Raw genomic sequence first — 21,615 nt, forward strand, 5'->3', positions numbered from 1 at the left:
GCCCCGCGTTGGGCTGCGCAGCAGCCCCAAAACCAGGCGCAGAGGCGTGCCTGATACACCGCATTCGTCTTCATCAGGGGCTGCTTCGCACCCCAACGCGGGGCAAGCCCGCTCGCCACAGGAGGCCGATTCAATCCAGGCATTGCGCCCCGGCTAGATTGCTGTGGGCTTCGGTGCGTGCAGCCGCAAGGATTCTGCAGTACCTGGTGAGGGCAACGCGGCCTCGACCAGTTCGATCCAGTGCCTGACCGGGGTGCGTCCTGCGCCGTCGAGGTGGGACTGGCAGCCAATATTGGCGGTGACGATGACGTCGGGGTGGCCGCTTTCCAACGCATTCAGCTTGTTATCGCGCAGTTGCCGCGACAATTCGGGCTGGGTCAGCGAATAGGTGCCCGCCGAGCCGCAGCACAGGTGGCCGTCGGGAACCGCGGTCAGGTTGAAGCCCAGGCTTGTCAGCAGGGTTTCAACGGCGCCGCCGAGTTTTTGCGCGTGCTGCAAGGTGCAGGGGCAGTGGAACGCCAGGCGCTGGTCGCTGTGTACGCCGAGCTTATCCAGCGGCTCGCCACGCAGCACTTCAACCAGGTCCCTGGCCAGGGCACTGACCCTTTGCGCCTTGTCGGCATACGCCAGGTCGGTGCTGAGCAGGTGGCCGTAATCCTTGATAAAGGCACCGCAGCCGCTGGCGGTTTGCACAATCGCCTCGACCCCGTTTTCAATGCTCGGCCACCATGCATCGATGTTGCGCCGGGCGCGCTCAAGGCCCATCGCCTGAGCGTCAAGGTGATAGTCCACGGCACCGCAGCAGCCTGCCTCGGGGGTGGATATGACGCTGATCCCCAGGCGATCCAGCACCCGCGCCGTGGCGGCGTTGGTATTGGGTGACAGGTGCGGTTGCACGCAGCCCTCAAGCATCAATACCTGGCGGGCGTGGCGCGTGGTCGGGCGCGGTTTGGGCGGGTAGACGCGGCGAGGCAACTTGGCCTGCAAGGTGTTGGGCAATAAAGCTCGAAATAGCTGGCCACTGCCGATCAGCAGGTTGAACAGCGCGGGATTCGGAACGACGCTGCGCAACCCTTCGCGCAGCAAACGCTGACTGAGCGGGCGTTGCACTGCCGCGTCGACCACCGCCCGGCCGATGTCGAGCAAGTTGTGATAGTCGACGCCGGAGGGGCAGGTGGTTTCGCAGTTACGGCAAGACAGGCAACGGTCCAGATGCTCCTGGGTCTTGCGCGTGACTTCATTGCCTTCGAGCACCTGCTTGATCAGGTAGATACGCCCCCTCGGGCCATCCAGTTCATCGCCCAGCAGTTGATAGGTCGGGCAGGTGGCATTGCAAAAACCGCAGTGCACGCAACTACGCAGGATGCTTTCGGCTTCTTCGGCGCGAGGCAGTCGGCGGGCGTCTTCGCTCAAGGTGGTCTGCATGGTTCAAAGCTCCGCGTACAGGCGACCGGGGTTGAAGATGCCCCGTGGATCGAGTTGCTGCTTCAGGTTCCGGTGGTAGCGCATCAACGTGTCGGGCAGCGGTTGGAAGGGACTGTCGATCAGGCCCGGGTGGTAGCAGGTCCCATGCCCGCCGGCTTTTTCGACCACCGCGCGAATGACGCTCGCGTCGGCGTCGGATTTGAGCCAGCGCTGGGCGCCACCCCAGTCGATCAATTGGGTACCTGGCAGCGACAATCGGGGTGTGTTGTGCGGCAAGGACAGGCGCCAAAGGGGCTGATCCTCATCGAAAAAAACCAACCGGTGTTCGTTCAGGTCTTGCCAGTAGGTCGCGTCCAGCAACTCGCCGCCCAAGCGCTCATGGGCCGCCGCCACCGAGCCTTCACCCCCTTCGAGCCGTAGGTGCAGGCGCTGGCCATCGTGACACGCGGCGCTGATCGGCAGCGGTTGCTGCCCCCATTCCGCCAGGCGCAGCAAGGCACGGTCGGTGTCCATTTCCAGGCTGATACTCAAGGTTTGCCGTGGTTTGGGCAGGACCTTGAGGGACACTTCGGTCACCACCCCAAGCGCGCCGTAACTGCCGGCCATCAAGCGCGACAGATCGTAGCCGGCGACGTTCTTCATCACCTCGCCGCCGAAGCGCAAATGCTTACCCTGTCCGGTGATGACCCGCGTCCCGAGGACAAAGTCGCGGACCGATCCTGACCAGGGACGCCGCGGCCCCGAGAGTCCGCAGGCAATCATGCCGCCGACGGTGGCGTGCTCACCGAAGGAGGGTGGTTCGCAAGGCAGCATCTGTTGCGCGGCGTCCAGCACTTCTGCCAACTCCGCCAATGGCGTGCCGCAACGGGCGGTGATCACCAGTTCCGTCGGGTCGTAGCTGACGATGCCCCGGTGGGCGCGGGTGTCGAGGACTTCCCCGGTGACTGCGCGGCCGAGGAACGCCTTGCTGTTGGAGCCCTGGATACGCAGCGGCGTGGCGTCGTTCAGCGCCTGGTTGACCTGCTCCAGCAGCGCTGCGCTGGCGTCGATAGGGTGTTCGCTGCGCATCAGAAACGCTCCAGGTCGGGGAAGGGCATCTGACCCAGATGAACGTGCATGGCGCCAAACTCGGCGCATCGATGCAACGTCGGGATGTTCTTGCCGGGGTTGAGCAATCCGCCGGGGTCGAAGGCGGCTTTGACGGCGTGGAACACGGTCAGCTCATCGCTATTGAACTGGGCGCACATCTGATTGATCTTCTCGCGGCCCACACCGTGTTCACCGGTAATGCTGCCGCCGACCTTCACACACAATTCGAGGATCTTGCCGCCCAGGGCTTCGGCGCGGTCGAGTTCGCCCGGTTGATTGGCATCGAACAGGATCAGCGGGTGCATGTTGCCGTCGCCGGCGTGGAAAACATTCGCCACCCGCAGGCCGTACTCGCTGGATAACGCCGCGATAGCGTGCAGCACCCCAGGCAGTTCGCGACGCGGGATCGTCCCGTCCATGCAGTAATAATCCGGTGAGAGGCGGCCCACCGCCGGAAACGCATTCTTGCGCCCGGCCCAGAAACCCACGCGTTCGGCCTCATCCCGAGCCTGGCGCACTTCGGTGGCGCCGGCCTGTTCCAGCACCTGGCGCACGCGGTGGCAGTCGTCGTGGACGTCGGCTTCCACGCCATCGAGTTCACACAACAGAATCGCTTTGGCGTCCACCGGGTAGCCGGCGTGAATGAAGTCTTCGGCGGCGCGAATGGCCAGGTTGTCCATCATCTCCAGGCCGCCCGGGATGATGCCGGCGGCAATGATGTCGCCCACCGCACGGCCAGCCTTTTCGACGCAATCGAAGGCGGCCAGCAGCACTTTGGCGGTTTGTGGTTTGGGCAGCAGCTTGACCGTGACCTCGGTGATCACCCCGAGCATGCCTTCGGAGCCGGTGAACAATGCCAGCAGATCGAAACCCGGAGAGTCGAGGGCCTGGGAACCCAGGCTCACGTGTTCGCCGTCGACGGTCAGGATGTCGACCTTGAGCAGGTTGTGCACGGTCAGCCCGTACTTCAGGCAATGCACGCCACCGGCGTTTTCCGCCACGTTACCGCCGATGGAACAGGCGATCTGCGAGGAAGGGTCAGGCGCGTAATACAAGCCAAACGGCGCAGCCGCCTGGGAAATCGCCAGGTTGCGTACCCCCGGCTGAACCCGGGCGGTGCGGGCGGCGGGGTCGATGTGCAGAATGTTGTTGAAGCGCGCCATCACCAGCAGCACGCCTTTTTCCAGCGGCAGCGCACCGCCGGACAACCCGGTGCCCGCGCCGCGAGCCACCACCGGTACACGCCGCTCATGGCAGACTCGAAGCACGCCCTGGACCTGATCGATGTGGCGCGGCAGCACTACCAGCATGGGCGTGGTGCGATAAGCCGAGAGTCCGTCGCATTCGTACGGCTTGAGCGCTTCGCGCTGGTGCAGGATTTCCAGGTCAGGCAAGCGAGTCTGCAGGGCGTGCAGGAGTGCCTGTTTGTCGACGTCAGGCAGGACGCCGTCGACGCGTTCATCGTAGAGAATGTTCATAGTCGGTAGGCAACCCTCCGTTGTTTTTATTCGAGGTCTGTTCCGATGCAGCTGGCTTGCATCATTCGCCTGGATCACTTATTCATTTTAGGAATAAGCATAATAAAATATAGTCCTTGATCGTATTAGTCATCATGCTACCTTGCTGTCACCGGACCGCCGGATATGTTCAATCCTATTGTTACGGTACGACTATGTGCGGCGCCCGAATCTTCCAAATCAGCCTTGAGGCTCTGTCACATGACGGCGCCCATGTCGCGATTTCTCACGCCGACAATATCAGCACCCGTCCTTTTTCCTCCATTGCCGTTCCATCCGTTACCGGCAAACCTCTCCCTTGTCAGGCCAACAGCGAAGCCTGCAGTGCAATCAGCGAAGGCTTGGCGTTTCTTCTCTACGCCATGTGAATCGTCGTTGTGGGGCACTTCCATACCGTTAGTCCAGCCAATCATCTTCAGGTAATCCCGGTTTATGGGTTGCAGCTTGAAGTGTGAGTGATTGGGCGCCCGTTCCGAGCACGTTCTATCGCGACTGACAACAATGCCAAACTATTTGGATGACGCTCATCGAGCGGAAATCGTCAAGCTGAGCACTACCCTGACCAGTAGAACCGAATGGCCCACCTGGCTTTTGTTAGTCGGGTTTTATCTGGCCTGGGCGTTTATTGTTTTTTATGGGCAAGTACTTGGCGAAGTATTCAGCCTTGTCCTGTTGGTGCCACTGGTTGTGCTGTGGATGTCGATTCAGCATGAGCTTATCCATGGTCATCCAACCCGTTGGCCCGCCATAAACAAGGCCTTGGGATTTCTGCCGTTTGCCGTTTGGTACCCCTATGACATTTACAGGGACACCCATTTGGCACATCACAACGACGAAGTGCTGACGGTACCCGGGCAAGATCCGGAAAGTCGTTATGTAAACGGTGCTTTTTGGTTGCGCTCGCCTCGGTATATCAGAACGTTGTTGTGGGTAAACAAGACCTTGGGCGGTCGTTTGCTTATGGGCGCGCCATTGGCGGTGACGGCCCTTGTGGGTAGCGAAATCAGAGGGCTGTTTCATACCGGTCGAATCGCTTGGCGGATGTGGGCCGCGCATCTACTCAGTGTTGGCGTAGTGCTGGCTTTGGTTGAGGAATACAGCGCCATCAGTGCCATACAGTACTTATTCCTGGTTTCGTTGCCGGCTTTGTCGATTGCCATGATCAGGTCGTTTTACGAACATCGTCCGTCAACGTATCCGGAACACCGCACGGTTATCAATGAATCGTCGGGGCTGTTGAGTTGGCTGTTTCTCAACCTCAATCTTCACCTGGTTCATCACGATCTTCCCGGTTTGCCCTGGTTTTACTTACCCAGGGTGTATAGAGCCAGGCGTGAACAATGGATCGCGCGAAACAATGGCTATGTCATTCATGGCTACTTCCAGTTATTGCAGAAACATCTGGTCAGTCCCGTGGATTGTCCTCGCCATCCTGCTGAGCACTAACACTAGGCAAGCTAATATGGGCGTCGGAAAATGATACGTTTTGAAGCCATCAGGAAAACTCATAAAGGCAGCCCGCGAATGGCCGTGAGCGATTTAACGCTTCACGTCCGGGAGGGGGAGATCTGTGTATTTGTCGGGCCGAGTGGCTGCGGCAAAACCACCATTTTGCGCATGATCAACCGGCTGGATACCCAGGACAGTGGCCGCATCTGTGTCAACGGCGTGGCGACCGATGAACTTGACGTCGTTACGCTACGCCGCGGCATTGGTTTCATGATGCAGAGCGCCGCCTTGTTTCCTCACCAGACGGTTGCCGAAAATATTGGCGCAGTCCCACGGCTGCTGGGCTGGAGCAAACATAAAATCCGCCAGCGCGTGAGCGAACTCATCTCCCTGGTTGGGCTTCAGCCGGAATTTCTGGACCGCTACCCTAATCAGCTCTCGGGCGGGCAGCAAAGTCGTGTCGCCCTGGCAAGGGCATTGGCCTCGGACCCACCGGTTGTATTGATGGACGAACCCTTTGCCGCGCTTGATCCGGTGATACGCGAGCGACTGCAGGATGAACTGGTTGCGCTTCAGAGACGTTTGCATAAAACCATTATCCTGGTGACCCATGATATGGAGGAGGCCATCAAGATTGGTGATCGGATTGCGATCTTCGAGGGCGAAGGGAAACTTGTTCAGTTCGATACCCCTCACAACATCCTTGCCCATCCTGCCAGCGAGTTTGTGAGGAACTTTATCGGCAAAGATCCGCTGTTAAAAAGACTTTCGCTGATGAAGGTTTCTGATCTTCCGGTGGATGAGGTCAGTTGTGAATTCAAACTTCTACTGGATGACAAGTCCAACCCGTTGAAGTGGGTCAGTGACTCGGACATGCCTGTTCCGGAGCTGACAACAGTGTCGAGTCACGACTCGTTGCATCACGCACTGGTTAAGATGCTAACGGCGCCTATGGGTGTGGTTGTTCGCGTGGACGAGGCCGGCGGTTACGAAGGTTGCCTGTCGATTGCCAGCCTTCACAGCGCACTCAATGAACGCCGCTTCGGAAGTGCGCAATGATTGACTGGTCCTGGATCGTTGAAAACTGGCAGCAGATCGGCCAGCTGTTAGTCGATCATATTCAACTGGTGACCCTGGGCCTGTGTATAGGGATGCTGTTAGCGGGTGCAATGGTGCTCTTGGCGTTATGGCAGCCAGGATTGGCGCGGCCGATGATTTATGTCTGCGGCCTACTTTTTACCATTCCGTCCCTGGCACTGTTTATTTTGATAATGCCTTTTACCGGGTTATCCAAGACCACGGCGGTCATTGGTTTGAGCCTGTATGCCTTGCTTATTGTGTTGCAGAACACCTTGGCGGGACTTGCGAGTAACCCTGCGGACGTATTGGAGGAAGCCCGTGCGCTCGGGTATACGCGCATGCAGAGATTCCTCGGGGTTGAACTTCCACTGGCGCTGCCTGCGTTATTGGCGGGCTTACGAACAACCTCGGTTACTTTGGTGGGACTGGTGACTGTTACTGCCTTGATTGGTCAAGGTGGACTGGGCCAGCTGTTCATTACCGGGCTGGCTCAAAGTTTCACCACACCTGTGGCGGTCAGCCTGGTCCTGACCGTGATGTTGGCGTTATGTTTTGATTTTCTGTTTTATTCAATCAATAAATGGCTGGTACCTTGGGTGCGCTGATGAACATGATCGCAAGTGTCTACCTTTGGTTTTCTCTTCCAGATAATTGGTTGGGTGAAAACGGCATACTGACTCGGCTGGCAGAGCATATTTATTATGTGTCCTTGAGCCTGGTTATCGCTTGTGCAATAGCGTTGCCGCTCGGCGTACTGTTGGCTAACTACCGAAAAGGCGCGCAGGTGGCGATAGGGCTGTTCAATATTGGGCGAGCATTACCGTCCCTGGGTATTGTGATACTTGCAATCATGCTTATTGGCTATGAAACCAGCACGGTGATTATCGCGTTGGTGACCATGAGCATCCCGCCGATATTAACCAATACCTATGTTGGCATCGATCAGGTGGATTCATCCCTGAAGCAGGCTGCCAGATCGATGGGCATGCGCAGAGGGCAGATGTTTTTTCAGCTCGAGTTGCCGCTGGCTTTTCCGTTGATCTTTGCAGGGTTCCGATCAGCCCTGGTGCAACTTATCGCCACGGCCACCATCGCCGCGTATGCAGGCTTCGGCGGGCTGGGCAGGTTTCTGATTGATGGGCTGGGCCGAAATGATACGCCGCAAATCATTGGCGGCGCACTGATGGTGTCGGCACTGGCGATTGTCAGTGAGTGGGTTTGTTCAATGATAGAAACATTCATGGTTAGAAAATGGCGCGCGGGGAAAATCGAACTAAGCGCTACATGACCTGAGGCATTTGAAAGTGTGTATTAACTCTGCAGAGGTGCAAACCCACATGAAAAACAAACAACGTTCGAAGGCTCGCTCAGCGCACGCGGTTTCATTGTTGCTGGGGTTAGGCTTGCTGGTGGGCAGCGCGTTTGCCAGCGCTCAGTCCATCACCATTGGAGGGGCCAATTTTTCCGAGCAGACGATTCTCGCCAACATCTATGCGTCAGCCTTGAAAAATCAAGGGATAGACGTCAAGACCCGACTCAATCTGGGCAACCGCCAGATCATCGCCCAGGCCCTGGAAAACGGCGATATAGACGTCGTCCCCGAATACCTGGGGTCACTGTTGAGTTTCTATGACGACAAGACCGCCCTGACCAGCCAAAAGGAGATCCTCAGCGCTTTGCAACAGAAGTTGCCGGCGGACCTCCAGTTGCTTGAACCTTCGTCCGCGGGCTCCATTACCGCTTGGGCCGTCACCCAAAAGACCGCAGAAAAGTACAACCTGCGTACCTTGTCCGACCTGGCGCCCGTCTCGCGAGATTTCACCCTGGGCGGGCCTCCCGAAGTCGCCACGGCTGCGTTAGGCCTGCCCGGCTTGAAGGCGGTCTACGGCATTAATTTCAAGAGCATCAAGTCGCTGGACATGGGCGGGCCCTTGTCGCGGCTGGCGTTGAACTCCGGTGCTATTGACGTGGCCACGGTGGTCTCCACGCAAGGCATCCTGGCGAAAGAGCCTTGGGTTGTCCTCGAGGACGACAAGCACCAACAGCCCCTGCAAAACATCACGCCACTGGGTCGCAAGGCGGTGCTGACCCCGGAAGTCACCCAGGTGCTCAACGAGGTCTCTGCAAAACTGACCGATGACGACCTCAAGCAACTCAATCGCCTGGTTGATATCGATCACAAGGACCCCGCGAAAGTCGCGGCGCAATGGGTCGCCGAACATACCGTCAAGACGGCCCAGTGAAAATCAATGCGACGTGGGTAAGGTCGCGGAGGCGTTATGTCGAATAAAAGTATGATTTTGAATTTGTTCTTTTTTAACCCCCAGGGCGATCATCGTTTTTCCTGGCGCCACCCGCTGGCACCGACCCGGGAGATATTGACCCTGGGTTACTACGTAAAACTGGTGCAGGCGGCGGAGGCGGCGAAGTTTGATGCGGTTTTTGTTGCGGATCACGTTGCGGTCTGGGATTCCGTGGCCAGCGGGCTGAGGCACTATGCCAACGCCCGCCTGGAACCGATTACGCTGCTGTCCGCACTGGCTGCGGTTACCGAGCACATCGGGCTGATGGGCACGGCTTCGACTTCCTATAACGAGCCCTTCAACCTCGCGCGCTATTTTGCTTCGCTGGACTACCTCAGCGCAGGGCGAGCCAGTTGGAATATCGTGACGTCCTGGCTGGAAGAAGAGGCTTCGAATTTCGGATTGTCAGGCGTGACGAAACACGGTGATCGTTATCAGCGGGCCGAGGAATTCATCCAGGTCGTCAAGCAGCTTTGGGACTCCTGGGAGGAGGGCGCGCTTGAATTTGACAAGGGCACCGGCGACTTTGCCGACCCCTCGAAAATTCACCCGATCAATCACAAAGGCGCACATTTCAGCGTACGTGGGCCGCTTAACGTGCCGCGTCCACCCCAGGGCCACCCGGTCCTTGCCCAGGCGGGGTCTTCTGAAGCCGGCAAGAACCTGGCCGCCGCCCATGGGGACGTGCACTTCTGTTTTATCAATTCGGTCGAGGAGGGAGTGGCGTACAGGGCCGATTTGAATCGCCGACTCGAGTTGAAGGGCAGGCATTCCAGTGATCTGAAAATCATCACCGGCGTGCTGCCGGTGGTGCTCGGGGATGAGACTGAGGAGGAACGACGTCGGCACCTGGAGGACAGCCTGATTATCGATGCGGTGGCGATTGACCTGGTCTCCAGCTACACCCGCCTGGACCTGACAGGACTATCGCCGGACGGTCCGTTGCCAGCGTTGCCGGATGAGTCCGAGTTTGATGGCATTCGAACCGAGCTGGCCCTGCTCAAGCAGTACGACACCTCCTTGTCCATCCGCGAGGTAGGGCGCCGGTTGGTCAAGAGCTCCAGCACCTGGCTGTTGATCGGAACGGCGGAGCATATTGCCGACAAGCTTTCAGCGTTATACGAGTCGAATGCCGTCGATGGCTACAACCTCATGTTTCCGTTTTTGCCCACTGACTTCGAAACCTTCACCCGTGGCGTGGTGCCTCTGCTCCAAGCCAGAGGGGTGTTCCGCCAGGAATATGAGCCCGGAACACTGAGGGATCGCTTGGGCTTGAAGACGCCGGCCAACCGTTTCCTGCTGTGAGCAGTATCAATCGCACCCTCTGAATGGATGTCATATGACCAGCGATCTATCCATGTACCTCGCTCCCGCCAGGGTTCTACACGCACAGGATGCCTGGCTTGAGCGCATCCTGGCGATTCTCGGCGAGCGCCGTGGGCAAACACAGATCGTTGATCTCGCGGCGCACTGGCTTTCCCCGGATCTGTTGTTATCCCAGACCTGCGGCTATCCATTCGTTACGTCGCTGCGGGGAAAGGTAAAGCTGGTAGGGCGCCCGAGCTATGAGCTTACCCATGGCTCTGGAGGGGACCATTGCAGTGTGCTGCTCTGCAGGGCTGATTCGGCCGTGACTGACCTGGCGGGTTTCCAGGGCCGCCATGGCCTGATCAACGCCCCGGATTCCAACTCTGGAATGAATTTATTTCGCCACACGCTGGCCGGGATCAGCGACCGAGGTTTCTTCTCGAAACTCACCTTCACCGGATCCCACAGGGAGAGCCTGCGAAGGCTTAGAGAAGGCGAGGGTGATTTGGCTTCCATCGATAGCATCACCTACGACTATCTTGCGAGAGATCACAGTGCCGAGATCGAAGGCCTCAGGATCCTGACACGAAGTGCGCGCAGTCCCTGCCTGCCTTACATCACCTCGATTGGCCAGGACGCCGCCTCAATCAGGAACGCAATGAACGATGCCTTGGGGCAGCTCCCTGAGGTGTCCCGTGACCTGGCGATCAAGGAAGTCCTGCCCGCCAGTGAGGCTGACTATGAGTGTCTCCTGGAATATGAGCGCAGTGCGGCCAGTCGCGGCTTTTCGTTTGTAGCGTCCTGAGCGGCCCCATCTCAAACACCTGCTATGCGAAGGCCAACCCTTGATCTGCGTGCACACAGCCTGGGTGGAAATACCGTAGCGATCGTGCAACGACGGAAGCGCACCCGCATCGAAAACGCGTCCGGCAACAGCTGACAGGGATTGACAGGGGAGACGCCCACGCTCGGTGGCGCGGGGTGTTTTTGGCCGGTCAGATTGAAGCCCCTTGGCTTGGAGGCCGCCGTTAGTGAGCTAGAGAGTTCGATGGCGGGGTACGGCGTTTGCACAACACGTCGAAAAAACTGATTGGGGGAGGTGTTTGACCTTCCGCGTAGAGACAATTGACCTGAAACCAACCCTGATCATTGCGAGCTTGTGACAAAAGTATAATTTGGTCACTCGTTGTCAAGCGCTTTTCGGATGCGTAAGCTAGCTCGTATGAACAAGACATCCATAGCTTCCCCCAGCATCCGTGGCCCTGCCGATCATGATATCCGGAATCAGATCGTCGCGGCGGCCAATCAGCACTTCAGTCAATACGGCTATAGCAAAACTACGGTTTCCGACCTGGCGAAAGCGATCGGGTTTTCCAAGGCGTACATCTACAAGTTTTTTGATTCCAAGCAGGCGATTGGTGAGGCTATCTGTGGCAATTGCCTGGCGGAAATCATCGCGGCCGTAGAACAGGCCATTAATGCAGAGGACATCTCGCCGACCGAGCGTTTTCGACGTTTGGTGAAAACGCTGATCGCTACCGGGGTGAATTTGTTCTTCAGTGATCGAAAGCTCTATGACATCGCCGCATTTGCAGCGTCTGAGAACTGGCCCTGCGCTCAGCAATATGATGCGTTGGTCAGGGGCTTTGTGGTGCAGATTGTGCGTGAAGGCCGAGAGATCGGCGAATTTGAACGCAAAACACCCTTGGACGAAACAGTCGATTCGATCCACCTTGCGCTGCGCCCTTTCGTCAATCCGTTGCTTTTGCAATACAACCTTGACTTCGTCGAGCTGGCTCCGGTCCTCACCTCCAATCTCATTCTGCGTAGCTTGATGCCGTGAGCCTGCGTTAATCATCTCTATCACTTTGCTCTGATATCAACGCTTGGATGATGGTGAACACCGATCCAGGTGGACACCATTTTCCGGGGCGCGGTATTAATTCCAATCCGGGGCCTGATCCCCACATTCACAGCCATGTATCAACCCTCACTACGTAACTGAGTGGATTATCCGCGCAGCATTTGCCGCGTAGCCATGCATGCTCATTTGCTGAATTTGTGACGATTGACATAAATGGTCACATGAATAAATATGCTGTACCTATCCTGGAGGAATCGCCGTGGCGCGCACGATCTTCGTAAATCTGCGCTGCGGCCCCTCCCGGTAGCCCGCGCTCAGCGTGACGCTCTCTACCGCTTTATCCCGATGATCTATCGAGTCCTAATAATGAAAAAAATACTGTGCAGGACCCCGCTTGGCCTTGCTGTTGCCCTCTCGTCGACTCAATTGTTCGCGAGCGGTTTCGCTCTCAATGAACAAAGCATCAGTGGGATGGGCTCCGGATTTGCCGGCCGTTCTTCATCTGCAGAAGACGCGAGTACCGTCTTCGGTAATCCGGCCGGTATGTCTCGCTTGAAAAAAGAGCAGGCCAGCGTCGGGGCGGCAACGCTTTTCGCAAAGGCCAATATAAGCCAGACGCGCAGCACATTCGGGGGGCAGGAGGACGGGGACATGGTGCCGACCACCACAGTGCCCATGGGTTACTACGTCAAACCCATCGATGAGCACTGGGCGTTCGGTGTGGGTTTCTATGTGCCGTTTGGGCTAATGACCGATTATGGCAGTGGGTTCGCCGGCCGCTACTACGCCAACAAAAGTGAGGTCACGACCCTTACGTTTCAGCCCACCATCAGCTATGCGTTCAACGACAAGGTCTCGATCGGTTTCGGACCGACCATCAACCGTATCAGTGGTGAGCTTTCCGGGATGGTGCTCAATCCACTCAGCCCGGGCCGCAATGACGGAAAACTCAAAAGCACCGGCGATGACACGGCGCTTGGGTTTAACGCGGGTATTCTAGTGCAAGCGACAGATCGAACTCGGTTGGGTCTGACCTATCACTCCAAGGTCAGCTACCAGTTGGATGCCAAGACCAAGCTCACCGACGGCATCTTCAGTGTGCTGGGTGTAAGCGGTACGAGCTATGACGCTTCCTTGGATGTGGACACCCCGGAATCAGTCGATTTTTCCGTGACTCATCAACTCAACAGTGACTGGACGCTCTACCTGGGCAGTACGTGGACGCGCTGGAGTCGCTTCAAGGAGTTGGTGTTCGAAAACAGTGGTTTGCCTGCGGCGTTGAGCGGAACACTGAGTCGCATCACCGAGGAGCAGAACTGGCACGACACGTGGGCGCACGCTATCGGCACGGCGTATAAGCTGAACAATCAGTGGGTTCTTCGCGCCGGCTTATCGGTTGACCAGTCCCCCGCCAACAACGTCAACCGTGGGCCGCGAATCCCTACCGGTGACCGGAAAGTCATCAGTGTCGGGGCAGGGTGGACGCCGGCAGAGAATGTCACGATCGATGTGGCGTATTCCTACCTATGGGAGGAAAGCGTACAGGTCAATGACGTATCCGCCTCAAGAGGCGCCTATAGCTCGAAGTATAAAAATAGCGCGAGCGGTTTGGGGACTTCTGTCAGCTATCGATTCTGACTCACTGCGTGGCCTGAGAGCGGATACCTAGTGGATCAGGTATCCGTCGTCGGAGGCATTGCCTGGCCCGCTCAAACACCCATTACGCGTGACATCAGGCCCTGGTGAAGTCGACGGGGTGTGGCCCAGGTCAAGACCGCAATAGCCTTGTTGCCAAAGCCCGGCACGACGCTCATGCGGCCTGCGTGCAACGCTTGTATCCCTGCACGCACTACAGGCTCGGGTTGCATCATGACCCTCTTCAAGACCGGTGTTATCTTTTGTTTGGCACTTGCTGCAAACCCGGTATCCGACATGCCTGGACAAAGCGCTGTGACCACCACACCGTCTTGTTTGAGCTCACGATGCAGGGCGTCGGAGAATCTGAGTACGTAAGCCTTGGCGGCAGAGTAAACCGCAAAATTCTTCACGCCCTGGTAGGACAGCAAGCTGGCAGTCATCAAGATATGCCCCTTGCGCCTGGCCCGCATATCCTCTGCAAACAGACGAGTGATGGCGGTCAGGCTGGCGACGTCCAGGTCGATCATCGCCAGGGAGCTTTCCAGGGGCTCATCCAGGAATGCTCCCTGCAAGCCGTAACCCGCATTGTTGATCAGGACATCGACCACCGTATTGCTGTCACGCAGGCGCCGATGCAGATCGATAATCACATTTATTGATGAAAGATCTGCTCGCTGCACCATCACGTCGACGTCGAAACGACTACGCAATTCGTCCGCGAGTGCTTCAAGCTCGTTCAGCCTGCGGGCTACCAGAATCAGCGATTTCCCTTTTGCGGCGTACTGTCGGGCAAATTCCTTGCCGAATCCGCTGGAGGCTCCAGTAATGAGCACCCATGAATTTTCTCTCACTGTCATCTTGCATACCCCTTGTTTGAATCTCGAAAACCACCCGTGTCATCGGCTCGTCAGTCGGCCATCCGAGGGCTGCCAGCCGCCGCCCAGCGCCTTGAACGCGGCGACTGCCGCGCGTGCCGATTCGGTTTGTGCCTGCGCCCGAGCGTCGGAAGCCTGAAGCAGGGTCTCGTCAGCGTGCAGAACGTCAATCAAGCTGGCCGTGCCTTTCTCATAAGCAGTGAACGACGATTGGCGCGCTTGCGTCAGAGACGTCTCGCCTCCAACGAGGGTGGTCGCTTGGGCGTCCCGATTCACCAGTGAGGAGAGCGCGTTCTCGACATCCTCGGTGGCGCGCAGCACAGACTGACGGTAAGCGGCCAGGGATTCGGCTTCCTGTCCCTTGGCTTGGTCGATTTGGGCGTTGATGCGGCCAAAGTCGAAGAGTCGCCAGCGCAGTCCGAGTACGCCCGACGATTGACTGGCGCCGCCGGAAAAAAGATTGCCTGCCGATACAGCCGTTGCACTCCCCAGTAATGCGCTCAGAGAGAACTTCGGGTAGTACTCGGCAATCGCCTCTCCGATGCGTGCGTTTGAGGCGGCAAGGCGGCGCTCGGCCACTATGAGGTCAGGCCTGCGGCGCAGTAAGTCGGCTGGCGTTCCCATGGCCTTTAACTGCGGCGCTGCCGGAATGCTTGCGACCATGGCAAGTTGCGTGCGATGAGTACCGGGTGGCGTGCCGAGCATGACATCGAGTGAATTCATGGCCGCATCCAGACCGGTCTGCAGGACCGGTACGGTGGCTTGGACCTGTGCTAAAGCCCCCTCGGTCTGACGAACCTCATGGCTGGCGGCAAGTCCCTTGCTGTAGAGCAATTGGACTTTCTCCAGCAGCCCCTGCTGGGTTTTGACTTGTCGATTCGCGATGTCCAGCCGAGCCTGCAGTCCGCGGACAGTGATGTAGATATCCGCAGTCTGTGCAGCGATGGCCAATCGCGTGGCTGCGGCGCCAGCCTCGGACGCTTGGTACTCGGCCAGTGCCGCCTCGCGTCCGCGTCGCAGGCCGCCAAAGACATCCACTTCCCAGCTGGCATTGAGGTCGGCCTCGTAGGAACTGCCATAGCGATCATAGCCAGGGGTTGAGTTCAGCACCTGGCCGAGTGGCGTCTCGACTGATTGGTAGGCGCGGGCGGCCTGGCCGCTGATGTTTCCCGAGGGCCATAAAGCGGCATTGGCGGCGCCTAGTCCTGCCCGCGCCTGCGCGACTCGTGCCTGGGCCTGGGCCAGATCGAGGTTCTGTTCAAGCGCCTTGGCGACGAAGTCGGCGAGCAGTGGATCACCGAAGCCCTCCCACCAGATGACGAGGCTGGCAGGCGTCGCCCCTGGTCTCTGCTCGACAGAAGGCTGGCCCAGGTAACGGTCCGGGAGCGGGGTGTCCGGACGGCGATAGTCCGGACCGACCGCACAACCTGTCATCAAGCTGGCGCTGATCAAAAAAGCAGCGGGGCGGAGGGCGTGCATTGAGATTCCTTGAATCGAACATTGTTGGTGACCATAGTACTGTATGGTCACTCCCTGTCAATTGAGGCCTCTGGGCTAAATTCAGGCATGACTGAAAAATATCGTTCATCTCCGTCATGTGCTCCTTTGGAATATGCAGTCCTGCATTCGTCGGGTCTTGTTTCAAGGGGGGCATGAGCGATTGCGTTGCGGGGGAGCGCATCCCTCTGCGTTATTTGAGATCTCGAGGGTGACCATTGACAATAATAGTCACCTGTCTGAATATACGATCCCTGTTCTTTCTATTCAATAAGGGAACCTATGCTCCGGCTCCGCCCCATCCCCCTTGCAGCCTGCTTGCTGCCTCTCGTCCTGACGGCGTGTGGTGACTCATCCAACATTGACGATCCGCGCACGCAGGCTCCTCTGGTAAGGCCCGGAACGGTTGAGGGTTCCTCAGAGACGTCACGTTCATTCACGGGGGTAGTGGCGGCCCGCGTGCAGGGTGATCTTGGCTTTCGGGTCTCCGGCAAGATCCTCGAGCGGCTGGTCGATACCGGCCAGAGCGTTAAACGCGGTCAGCCGCTTATGCGCCTTGACCCTATCGACCTGGGGTTGCAGGCGCGAGCACAGCAAGAGTCGGTCACCGCCGCCAGGGCCCGCGCCAGGCAGACCGCCGATGACGAGGCGCGATATCGCGACCTCGTCGCCGCAGGGGCTGTTTCTGCATCGGCCTACGACCAGGTCAAGGCCGCAGCGGATAGCGCAAAGGCGCAGCTCAGCGCCGCACAAGCCCAGGCCGATGTCGCCCGTAACGCTTCCGGCTACGCGGTGTTATTTGCGGATTCCGACGGTGTCGTGGTGGAAACACTCGCAGAGCCCGGGCAAGTCGTCAGCCCGGGGCAGCCCGTGGTTCGACTGGCCCGCGCAGGCCAGCGCGAAGCCATCGTGCATCTGCCCGAGACGTTGCGTCCTGCAGCCGGATCCACCGCGCAAGCGACGCTTTACGGCAGTACCGCAGGGGCTGTTACAGCGAAGCTCAGGCTGCTTTCTGATTCTGCCGACCCAGTGACGCGCACGTTCGAGGCGCGGTATGTGCTTGAGGGCGCGCTGGCCAATGCCCCGATAGGCTCGACGGTCACGCTGCGGATCGCAGAGGGCGCCGCGCACGGGCAGGTGCTGCAAGTCCCCATCGCAGCCCTTTATGACCCAGGCAATGGCACCGGTGTGTGGGTGATCGCAGGCTCGCCGGCAAAGGTGAGCTGGCGTCCTGTTCAGGTGCTGGGATTGAGCGACGATGCCGCACGCGTGGCAGGCGATCTCAAGGTCGGTGAGCAGATCGTCGCGTTAGGCGCCCATCTGCTGCGCGATGGAGAAGACGTGAGAGTGCCCCGGCAGGATGAAGCCCATGTTGCCGGGAGTCATCCATGAGCGAAGGCCGCTTTAATATTTCTGCGATCGCCGTTCGTGAGCGATCCATTACGGTATTCCTGATCTTTCTGATCGCGGTTGCGGGCACCCTGGCGTTCTTCCAGCTGGGGCGTGCGGAGGATCCACCGTTTACGGTCAAGCAGTTGACGGTCATTACTGCCTGGCCGGGGGCTACCGCGCAGGAAATGCAGGACCAGGTCGCAGAGCCACTTGAAAAACGCCTGCAGGAATTGAAATGGTACGACCGCTCGGAAACCTATACGCGGCCCGGTCTCGCTTTCACCATGGTGTCGTTGTTGGACCGCACGCCACCCTCACAGGTGCAGGAAGAGTTTTATCAGGCACGCAAAAAGCTCGACGACGAAGCCACCAAGCTACCGGCGGGTGTAATCGGGCCCTTGGTCAACGACGAATATTCGGACGTGACGTTTGCGCTGTTCGCCCTCAAAGCCAAAGGCGAGCCGCAGCGGCTGCTGGTGCGTGATGCTGAGTCGTTGCGCCAGCAACTGTTGCATGTGCCGGGCGTGAAGAAGGTCAACATCATCGGTGAGCAGGCCGAGCGAATATTTGTTTCGTTCTCCCATGATCGGTTGGCCACCCTGGGCATTGCGCCTCAGGACATCTTTGCCGCGCTGAATAATCAGAACGTGCTCACGCCCGCCGGTTCGATTGAAACAAATGGGCCGCAAGTCTTCCTCCGCCTGGACGGCGCCTTGGACAAGCTGGAGAAGATTCGTGACACGCCGATTGTGGTTCAGGGGCGCACGCTCAAGCTCTCCGACGTGGCCACTGTCGAACGTGGCTATGAAGACCCGGCAACCTTTCTGGTGCGCAGTAACGGAGAAGAGGCCCTGCTGCTGGGGGTCATCATGCGCGAAGGCTGGAACGGCCTGGACCTGGGCAAGGCGCTGGACGCCGAGACGACCAAGATCAATGAAGGCATGCCACTGGGCATGACGCTGACCAAGGTGACCGATCAAGCCGTCAACATCGACTCGGCCGTTGGCGAGTTCATGGTCAAGTTTTTTGTCGCGCTGCTCGTGGTGATGCTTGTGTGCTTTCTCAGCATGGGCTGGCGTGTAGGCGTCGTGGTCGCAGCTGCCGTGCCATTGACACTGGCGATCGTGTTTGTGGTGATGGCGGCCACCGGAAAGAACTTTGACCGTATTACCCTCGGTTCATTGATCCTGGCGCTCGGGTTGCTGGTAGATGACGCGATCATCGCGATCGAAATGATGGTAGTGAAAATGGAGGAGGGCTACGACCGCATCAAAGCCTCCGCGTATGCCTGGAGTCATACGGCCGCGCCGATGCTCTCTGGCACACTGGTAACAGCGGTTGGCTTCATGCCAAACGGTTTCGCCCAGTCCACTGCCGGCGAGTACACCAGCAACATGTTCTGGATCGTGGGCATTGCTCTGATCGCTTCCTGGGTTGTCGCAGTGGCTTTCACCCCTTACCTGGGCGTGAAGTTGCTGCCAGACATCAAGCAGGTAGAGGGTGGGCATGCGGCTATCTACAATACCCCGCGCTACAACCGCTTCCGCCGGGTCCTGACCCGGGTCATCGAACTCAAGTGGCTGGTGGCTGGCACGGTTATCACGCTGTTTGTCGTGGCCGTCCTGGGCATGGGCCTGGTGAAGAAGCAGTTCTTCCCGACGTCAGACCGTCCCGAGGTGATGGTCGAGGTGCAAATGCCCTACGGAACCTCCATCGAGCAGACCAGTGCCACTGCGAAAAAGGTCGAGGCCTGGCTGCAAAAGCAGGAAGAGGCAAAAATCGTCACGGCCTATATCGGGCAGGGCGCGCCGCGTTTCTTCCTGGCGATGGCGCCAGAACTGCCGGATCCGTCATTCGCCAAGATCGTGGTGCTGACGTCCAGCCAGGAGGCACGTGAAACCCTCAAGCTGCGTTTTCGCGAGGCGGTCGCTGCCGGGCTCACCCCAGAGGCCCGTGTCAGGGCGACTCAAATTGTGTTTGGGCCGTATTCACCCTATCCCGTCGCCTACAGGGTAATGGGGCCTGACCCGACGAAGTTGCGCGAGATTGCGGGTCGTGTACAAGCGGTCATGCAAGCGAGTCCGTTGATGAGGACCGTCAACAGCGACTGGGGCCCTCTGGCGCCGACTCTGCATTTCAGCCTGGATCAGGATCGCTTGCAGGCGGTTGGACTGACCTCCAGCGCCGTCGCCCAGCAGTTGCAATTCCTGCTGACGGGCGTGCCGATCACGTCGGTTCGTGAAGACATTCGTTCAGTGCAGGTGGTTGGGCGCGCCGCAGGCGATATACGTCTGGACCCTGCGCGGATTGAAGGGTTTACATTGGTGGGCGCCGCGGGCCAGCGGATCCCGCTGTCCCAGGTCGGAGAGGTGGATGTGCGTATGGAGGATCCGATCCTCAGGCGCCGTGACCGTACACCGACGATCACCGTGCGTGGCGATATTGACGAAGGCCTTCAACCACCTGATGTATCGGGTGTGATCATCAAGCAACTGCAGCCGATTATCGACACGCTCCCCGCCGGCTATCGGATCGAGCAAGCGGGTGCAATCGAGGAGTCGGGCAAGGCAGGCCAGGCGATAGTGCCGCTGGTTCCGATCATGATTGCACTGACGCTGCTGATCATCATCGTCCAGGTGCGTTCGATCTCGGCAATGATCATGGTGTTTTTCACCGCACCGCTGGGACTTATTGGCGTGGTGCCGACGCTGCTGATGTTTCATCAGCCGTTTGGTATCAACGCCCTGGTTGGGTTGATCGCGCTGTCGGGCATCCTGATGCGCAACACGCTGATTCTGATCGGGCAGATCCATCACAACGCCCAGGAAGGCCTGGATCCCTTTCACGCCGTCATCGAAGCCACGGTACAGAGGGCCCGCCCGGTACTGCTGACGGCGATGGCGGCCATCCTGGCATTCATCCCGCTGACCCATTCTGTTTTTTGGGGCACGCTGGCCTACACACTGATCGGCGGTACTTTGGTCGGCACCATCATGACGTTGGTGTTCCTGCCGGCGATGTACGCCATCTGGTTCAAAATCCGCCCAGGCAACGCGAGCAAGGCTCAAGCAGTGCGACCTACCTGAGCAAGGGGTGTTCGAGGGGAGGGCGCCGGTGTCCTCTCGTCGGTCAATTCGCCAAAGCTGCTGCTTCTGTAGGCGCGGACTGAACAGGACGAGGATTCAAATGGTTACAGTGAAGTAAGCTACTGCATGAGCTAACGTTCATGCATGCGCTTTTCCTATAACTCGCTGGATCCTGCCCCGATGAGAGACCTGCCGCCTACCGCGACCTTGCGCGCCTTTGAAGTTGCCACCCGCCACCCGACGTTTACTGCAGCCGCACAGGAACTGCATGTGACTCAAAGCGCGGTCAGCCACCAGCTCAAGCACCTTGAGGCGCTTTGGGGGCTGCCGCTGTTTGAACGTGGCAAGGCGTTACGCCTCACGGCAGCGGGGGCTGCACTGGCGCCCATCGTGCGGGAGTTTTTCATCAGCCTGGAGGCGACTTTGGGTGACCTGCGCGAGCAAAAGGGCCGGGTTCGGCTCAGCGTCAGCACCACCTATTCCTTTGCGCTCAAATGGCTGCTGCCACGCTTGCCGCGTCTGTCTCGCCAGCACCCCGAGCTGCTGGTCTCGCTGGACACCACGGATAAAATCATCCACTTCTCGCACGGCCAGGCTGATGTTGCGATCAGGCTCGGCAAGGGCAATTACCCAGGCCTGTATTCGGAGTTCCTGTTTGGGGAGCAGGTATTTCCCGTGGCCAGTCCCGAACTGCTGCGGCGCGTTGGCACACCGCAAAGCCCGGCAGACTTGTTGCATTTCCCGCTCCTGACTCGGGATGGCGCCGAGTTGGTGCCAAAGTGGGAGGTGTGGTTTCAAGCCGTCGGGTTGGCCTATTTGCCGCTCCAGGAAAGCGTCAGGTTTGGCGATACCAACATGACGGTCGAGGCGGCTTTGCTCGGCCAGGGCGTTGCATTGGTGCGCAGCGGGCATGTTGAGAACGAAATCAGCGATGGCCGTTTGGTGCGGCTGTTCGACGTACCGCTTCCATCGCCGCTTGCTTACTACTTCGTCTGCCCCAAGGGCATCGAATCCCAGCCGCACATCGCCAGCTTTCGCCAATGGCTGGTCAGCGAGGCACTGAAAGTCCAGCGACCGGATGAGTGAGTCATG

The 21,615-nt window shown here is 58.7% G+C and carries 18 protein-coding genes; 12 read left to right on the plus strand and 6 right to left on the minus strand.

The window, feature by feature from the left end; all coding sequences use genetic code 11:
- Positions 1-153: 153 nt before the first annotated feature.
- The 4 genes from glcF to BFP99_RS27740 all read right to left on the minus strand — a co-directional run bounded on the left by glcF (position 154) and on the right by BFP99_RS27740 (position 4,423).
- Positions 154-1,425, minus strand: a complete 1,272-nt coding sequence (glcF, locus tag BFP99_RS27725) for a glycolate oxidase subunit GlcF (RefSeq protein WP_065927690.1) — start codon at positions 1,423-1,425, stop codon at positions 154-156.
- A gap of 3 nt (positions 1,426-1,428) precedes the next feature.
- Positions 1,429-2,493: a glycolate oxidase subunit GlcE gene (gene glcE / locus BFP99_RS27730; protein WP_065927689.1), complete on the minus strand. Its 1,065-nt coding sequence runs from the start codon at positions 2,491-2,493 to the stop codon at positions 1,429-1,431.
- On the minus strand, positions 2,493-3,992 hold the full coding sequence (glcD, locus tag BFP99_RS27735; RefSeq protein WP_065948711.1) for a glycolate oxidase subunit GlcD: 1,500 nt from the start codon (positions 3,990-3,992) through the stop codon (positions 2,493-2,495). The genes glcE and glcD overlap by 1 nt, the downstream gene beginning before the upstream one ends.
- A 236-nt stretch (positions 3,993-4,228) precedes the next feature.
- On the minus strand, positions 4,229-4,423 hold the full coding sequence (locus BFP99_RS27740; RefSeq protein WP_065948712.1) for a hypothetical protein: 195 nt from the start codon (positions 4,421-4,423) through the stop codon (positions 4,229-4,231).
- Between the two features lie 109 nt (positions 4,424-4,532).
- Between BFP99_RS27740 and BFP99_RS27745 the strand changes: the two genes are divergently transcribed.
- From BFP99_RS27745 to BFP99_RS27785, 9 genes are all read left to right on the plus strand, one after another.
- Positions 4,533-5,477 carry a fatty acid desaturase gene (locus tag BFP99_RS27745; RefSeq protein ID WP_065948713.1) on the plus strand — a complete coding sequence of 315 codons (945 nt, stop codon included), beginning with the start codon at positions 4,533-4,535 and terminating at the stop codon, positions 5,475-5,477.
- Between the two features lie 30 nt (positions 5,478-5,507).
- Positions 5,508-6,539, plus strand: coding sequence for an ABC transporter ATP-binding protein (locus BFP99_RS27750; RefSeq protein ID WP_065948714.1), 1,032 nt, complete (start codon positions 5,508-5,510; stop codon positions 6,537-6,539).
- Positions 6,536-7,165 (plus strand): ABC transporter permease, encoded by a 630-nt coding sequence (locus BFP99_RS27755; protein WP_053187665.1) that lies wholly within the window; start codon positions 6,536-6,538, stop codon positions 7,163-7,165. The genes BFP99_RS27750 and BFP99_RS27755 overlap by 4 nt, the downstream gene beginning before the upstream one ends.
- Complete coding sequence (locus BFP99_RS27760; RefSeq protein WP_065948728.1) at positions 7,165-7,848, plus strand: ABC transporter permease; 684 nt, start codon at positions 7,165-7,167, stop codon at positions 7,846-7,848. The genes BFP99_RS27755 and BFP99_RS27760 overlap by 1 nt, the downstream gene beginning before the upstream one ends.
- Positions 7,849-7,897: 49 nt before the next feature.
- On the plus strand, positions 7,898-8,803 hold the full coding sequence (locus BFP99_RS27765; RefSeq protein ID WP_065948715.1) for an ABC transporter substrate-binding protein: 906 nt from the start codon (positions 7,898-7,900) through the stop codon (positions 8,801-8,803).
- Between the two features lie 36 nt (positions 8,804-8,839).
- The gene (locus tag BFP99_RS27770; RefSeq protein ID WP_065948716.1) at positions 8,840-10,168 is read left to right on the plus strand and encodes an LLM class flavin-dependent oxidoreductase; all 1,329 of its coding nucleotides are present in this window, start codon (positions 8,840-8,842) and stop codon (positions 10,166-10,168) included.
- 34 nt (positions 10,169-10,202) lie between these two features.
- Positions 10,203-10,976 (plus strand): phosphate/phosphite/phosphonate ABC transporter substrate-binding protein, encoded by a 774-nt coding sequence (locus BFP99_RS27775; protein WP_065948717.1) that lies wholly within the window; start codon positions 10,203-10,205, stop codon positions 10,974-10,976.
- Positions 10,977-11,393: 417 nt separating this feature from the next.
- Positions 11,394-12,014, plus strand: coding sequence for a TetR/AcrR family transcriptional regulator (locus BFP99_RS27780; RefSeq protein ID WP_065948718.1), 621 nt, complete (start codon positions 11,394-11,396; stop codon positions 12,012-12,014).
- Between the two features lie 387 nt (positions 12,015-12,401).
- Positions 12,402-13,673 (plus strand): OmpP1/FadL family transporter, encoded by a 1,272-nt coding sequence (locus tag BFP99_RS27785; protein ID WP_065948729.1) that lies wholly within the window; start codon positions 12,402-12,404, stop codon positions 13,671-13,673.
- Positions 13,674-13,744: 71 nt separating this feature from the next.
- On the opposite strand, the gene BFP99_RS27790 is transcribed toward BFP99_RS27785, so the two are convergent.
- The gene (locus BFP99_RS27790; RefSeq protein WP_065948719.1) at positions 13,745-14,530 is read right to left on the minus strand and encodes an SDR family NAD(P)-dependent oxidoreductase; all 786 of its coding nucleotides are present in this window, start codon (positions 14,528-14,530) and stop codon (positions 13,745-13,747) included.
- A gap of 39 nt (positions 14,531-14,569) precedes the next feature.
- Positions 14,570-16,027: an efflux transporter outer membrane subunit gene (locus BFP99_RS27795; RefSeq protein ID WP_065948720.1), complete on the minus strand. Its 1,458-nt coding sequence runs from the start codon at positions 16,025-16,027 to the stop codon at positions 14,570-14,572.
- A 300-nt stretch (positions 16,028-16,327) separates the two neighbouring features.
- Here BFP99_RS27795 and BFP99_RS27800 point away from each other — a divergent pair, with 300 nt between their 5' ends.
- The 3 genes from BFP99_RS27800 to gcvA all read left to right on the plus strand — a co-directional run bounded on the left by BFP99_RS27800 (position 16,328) and on the right by gcvA (position 21,609).
- Positions 16,328-17,437, plus strand: coding sequence for an efflux RND transporter periplasmic adaptor subunit (locus BFP99_RS27800; RefSeq protein WP_065927678.1), 1,110 nt, complete (start codon positions 16,328-16,330; stop codon positions 17,435-17,437).
- Entirely contained in the window at positions 17,434-20,523 is a 3,090-nt protein-coding gene (locus BFP99_RS27805; protein WP_065948721.1) for an efflux RND transporter permease subunit, read from the plus strand. Before BFP99_RS27800 ends, BFP99_RS27805 begins: the two co-directional genes overlap by 4 nt.
- Before the next feature lie 180 nt (positions 20,524-20,703).
- Positions 20,704-21,609 carry a transcriptional regulator GcvA gene (gcvA, locus tag BFP99_RS27810; RefSeq protein ID WP_065927676.1) on the plus strand — a complete coding sequence of 302 codons (906 nt, stop codon included), beginning with the start codon at positions 20,704-20,706 and terminating at the stop codon, positions 21,607-21,609.
- Positions 21,610-21,615: the final 6 nt, after the last annotated feature.

The organism is Pseudomonas sp. 1 R 17 (assembly GCF_900067035.1).
Classification (GTDB): domain Bacteria; phylum Pseudomonadota; class Gammaproteobacteria; order Pseudomonadales; family Pseudomonadaceae; genus Aquipseudomonas; species Aquipseudomonas marginalis.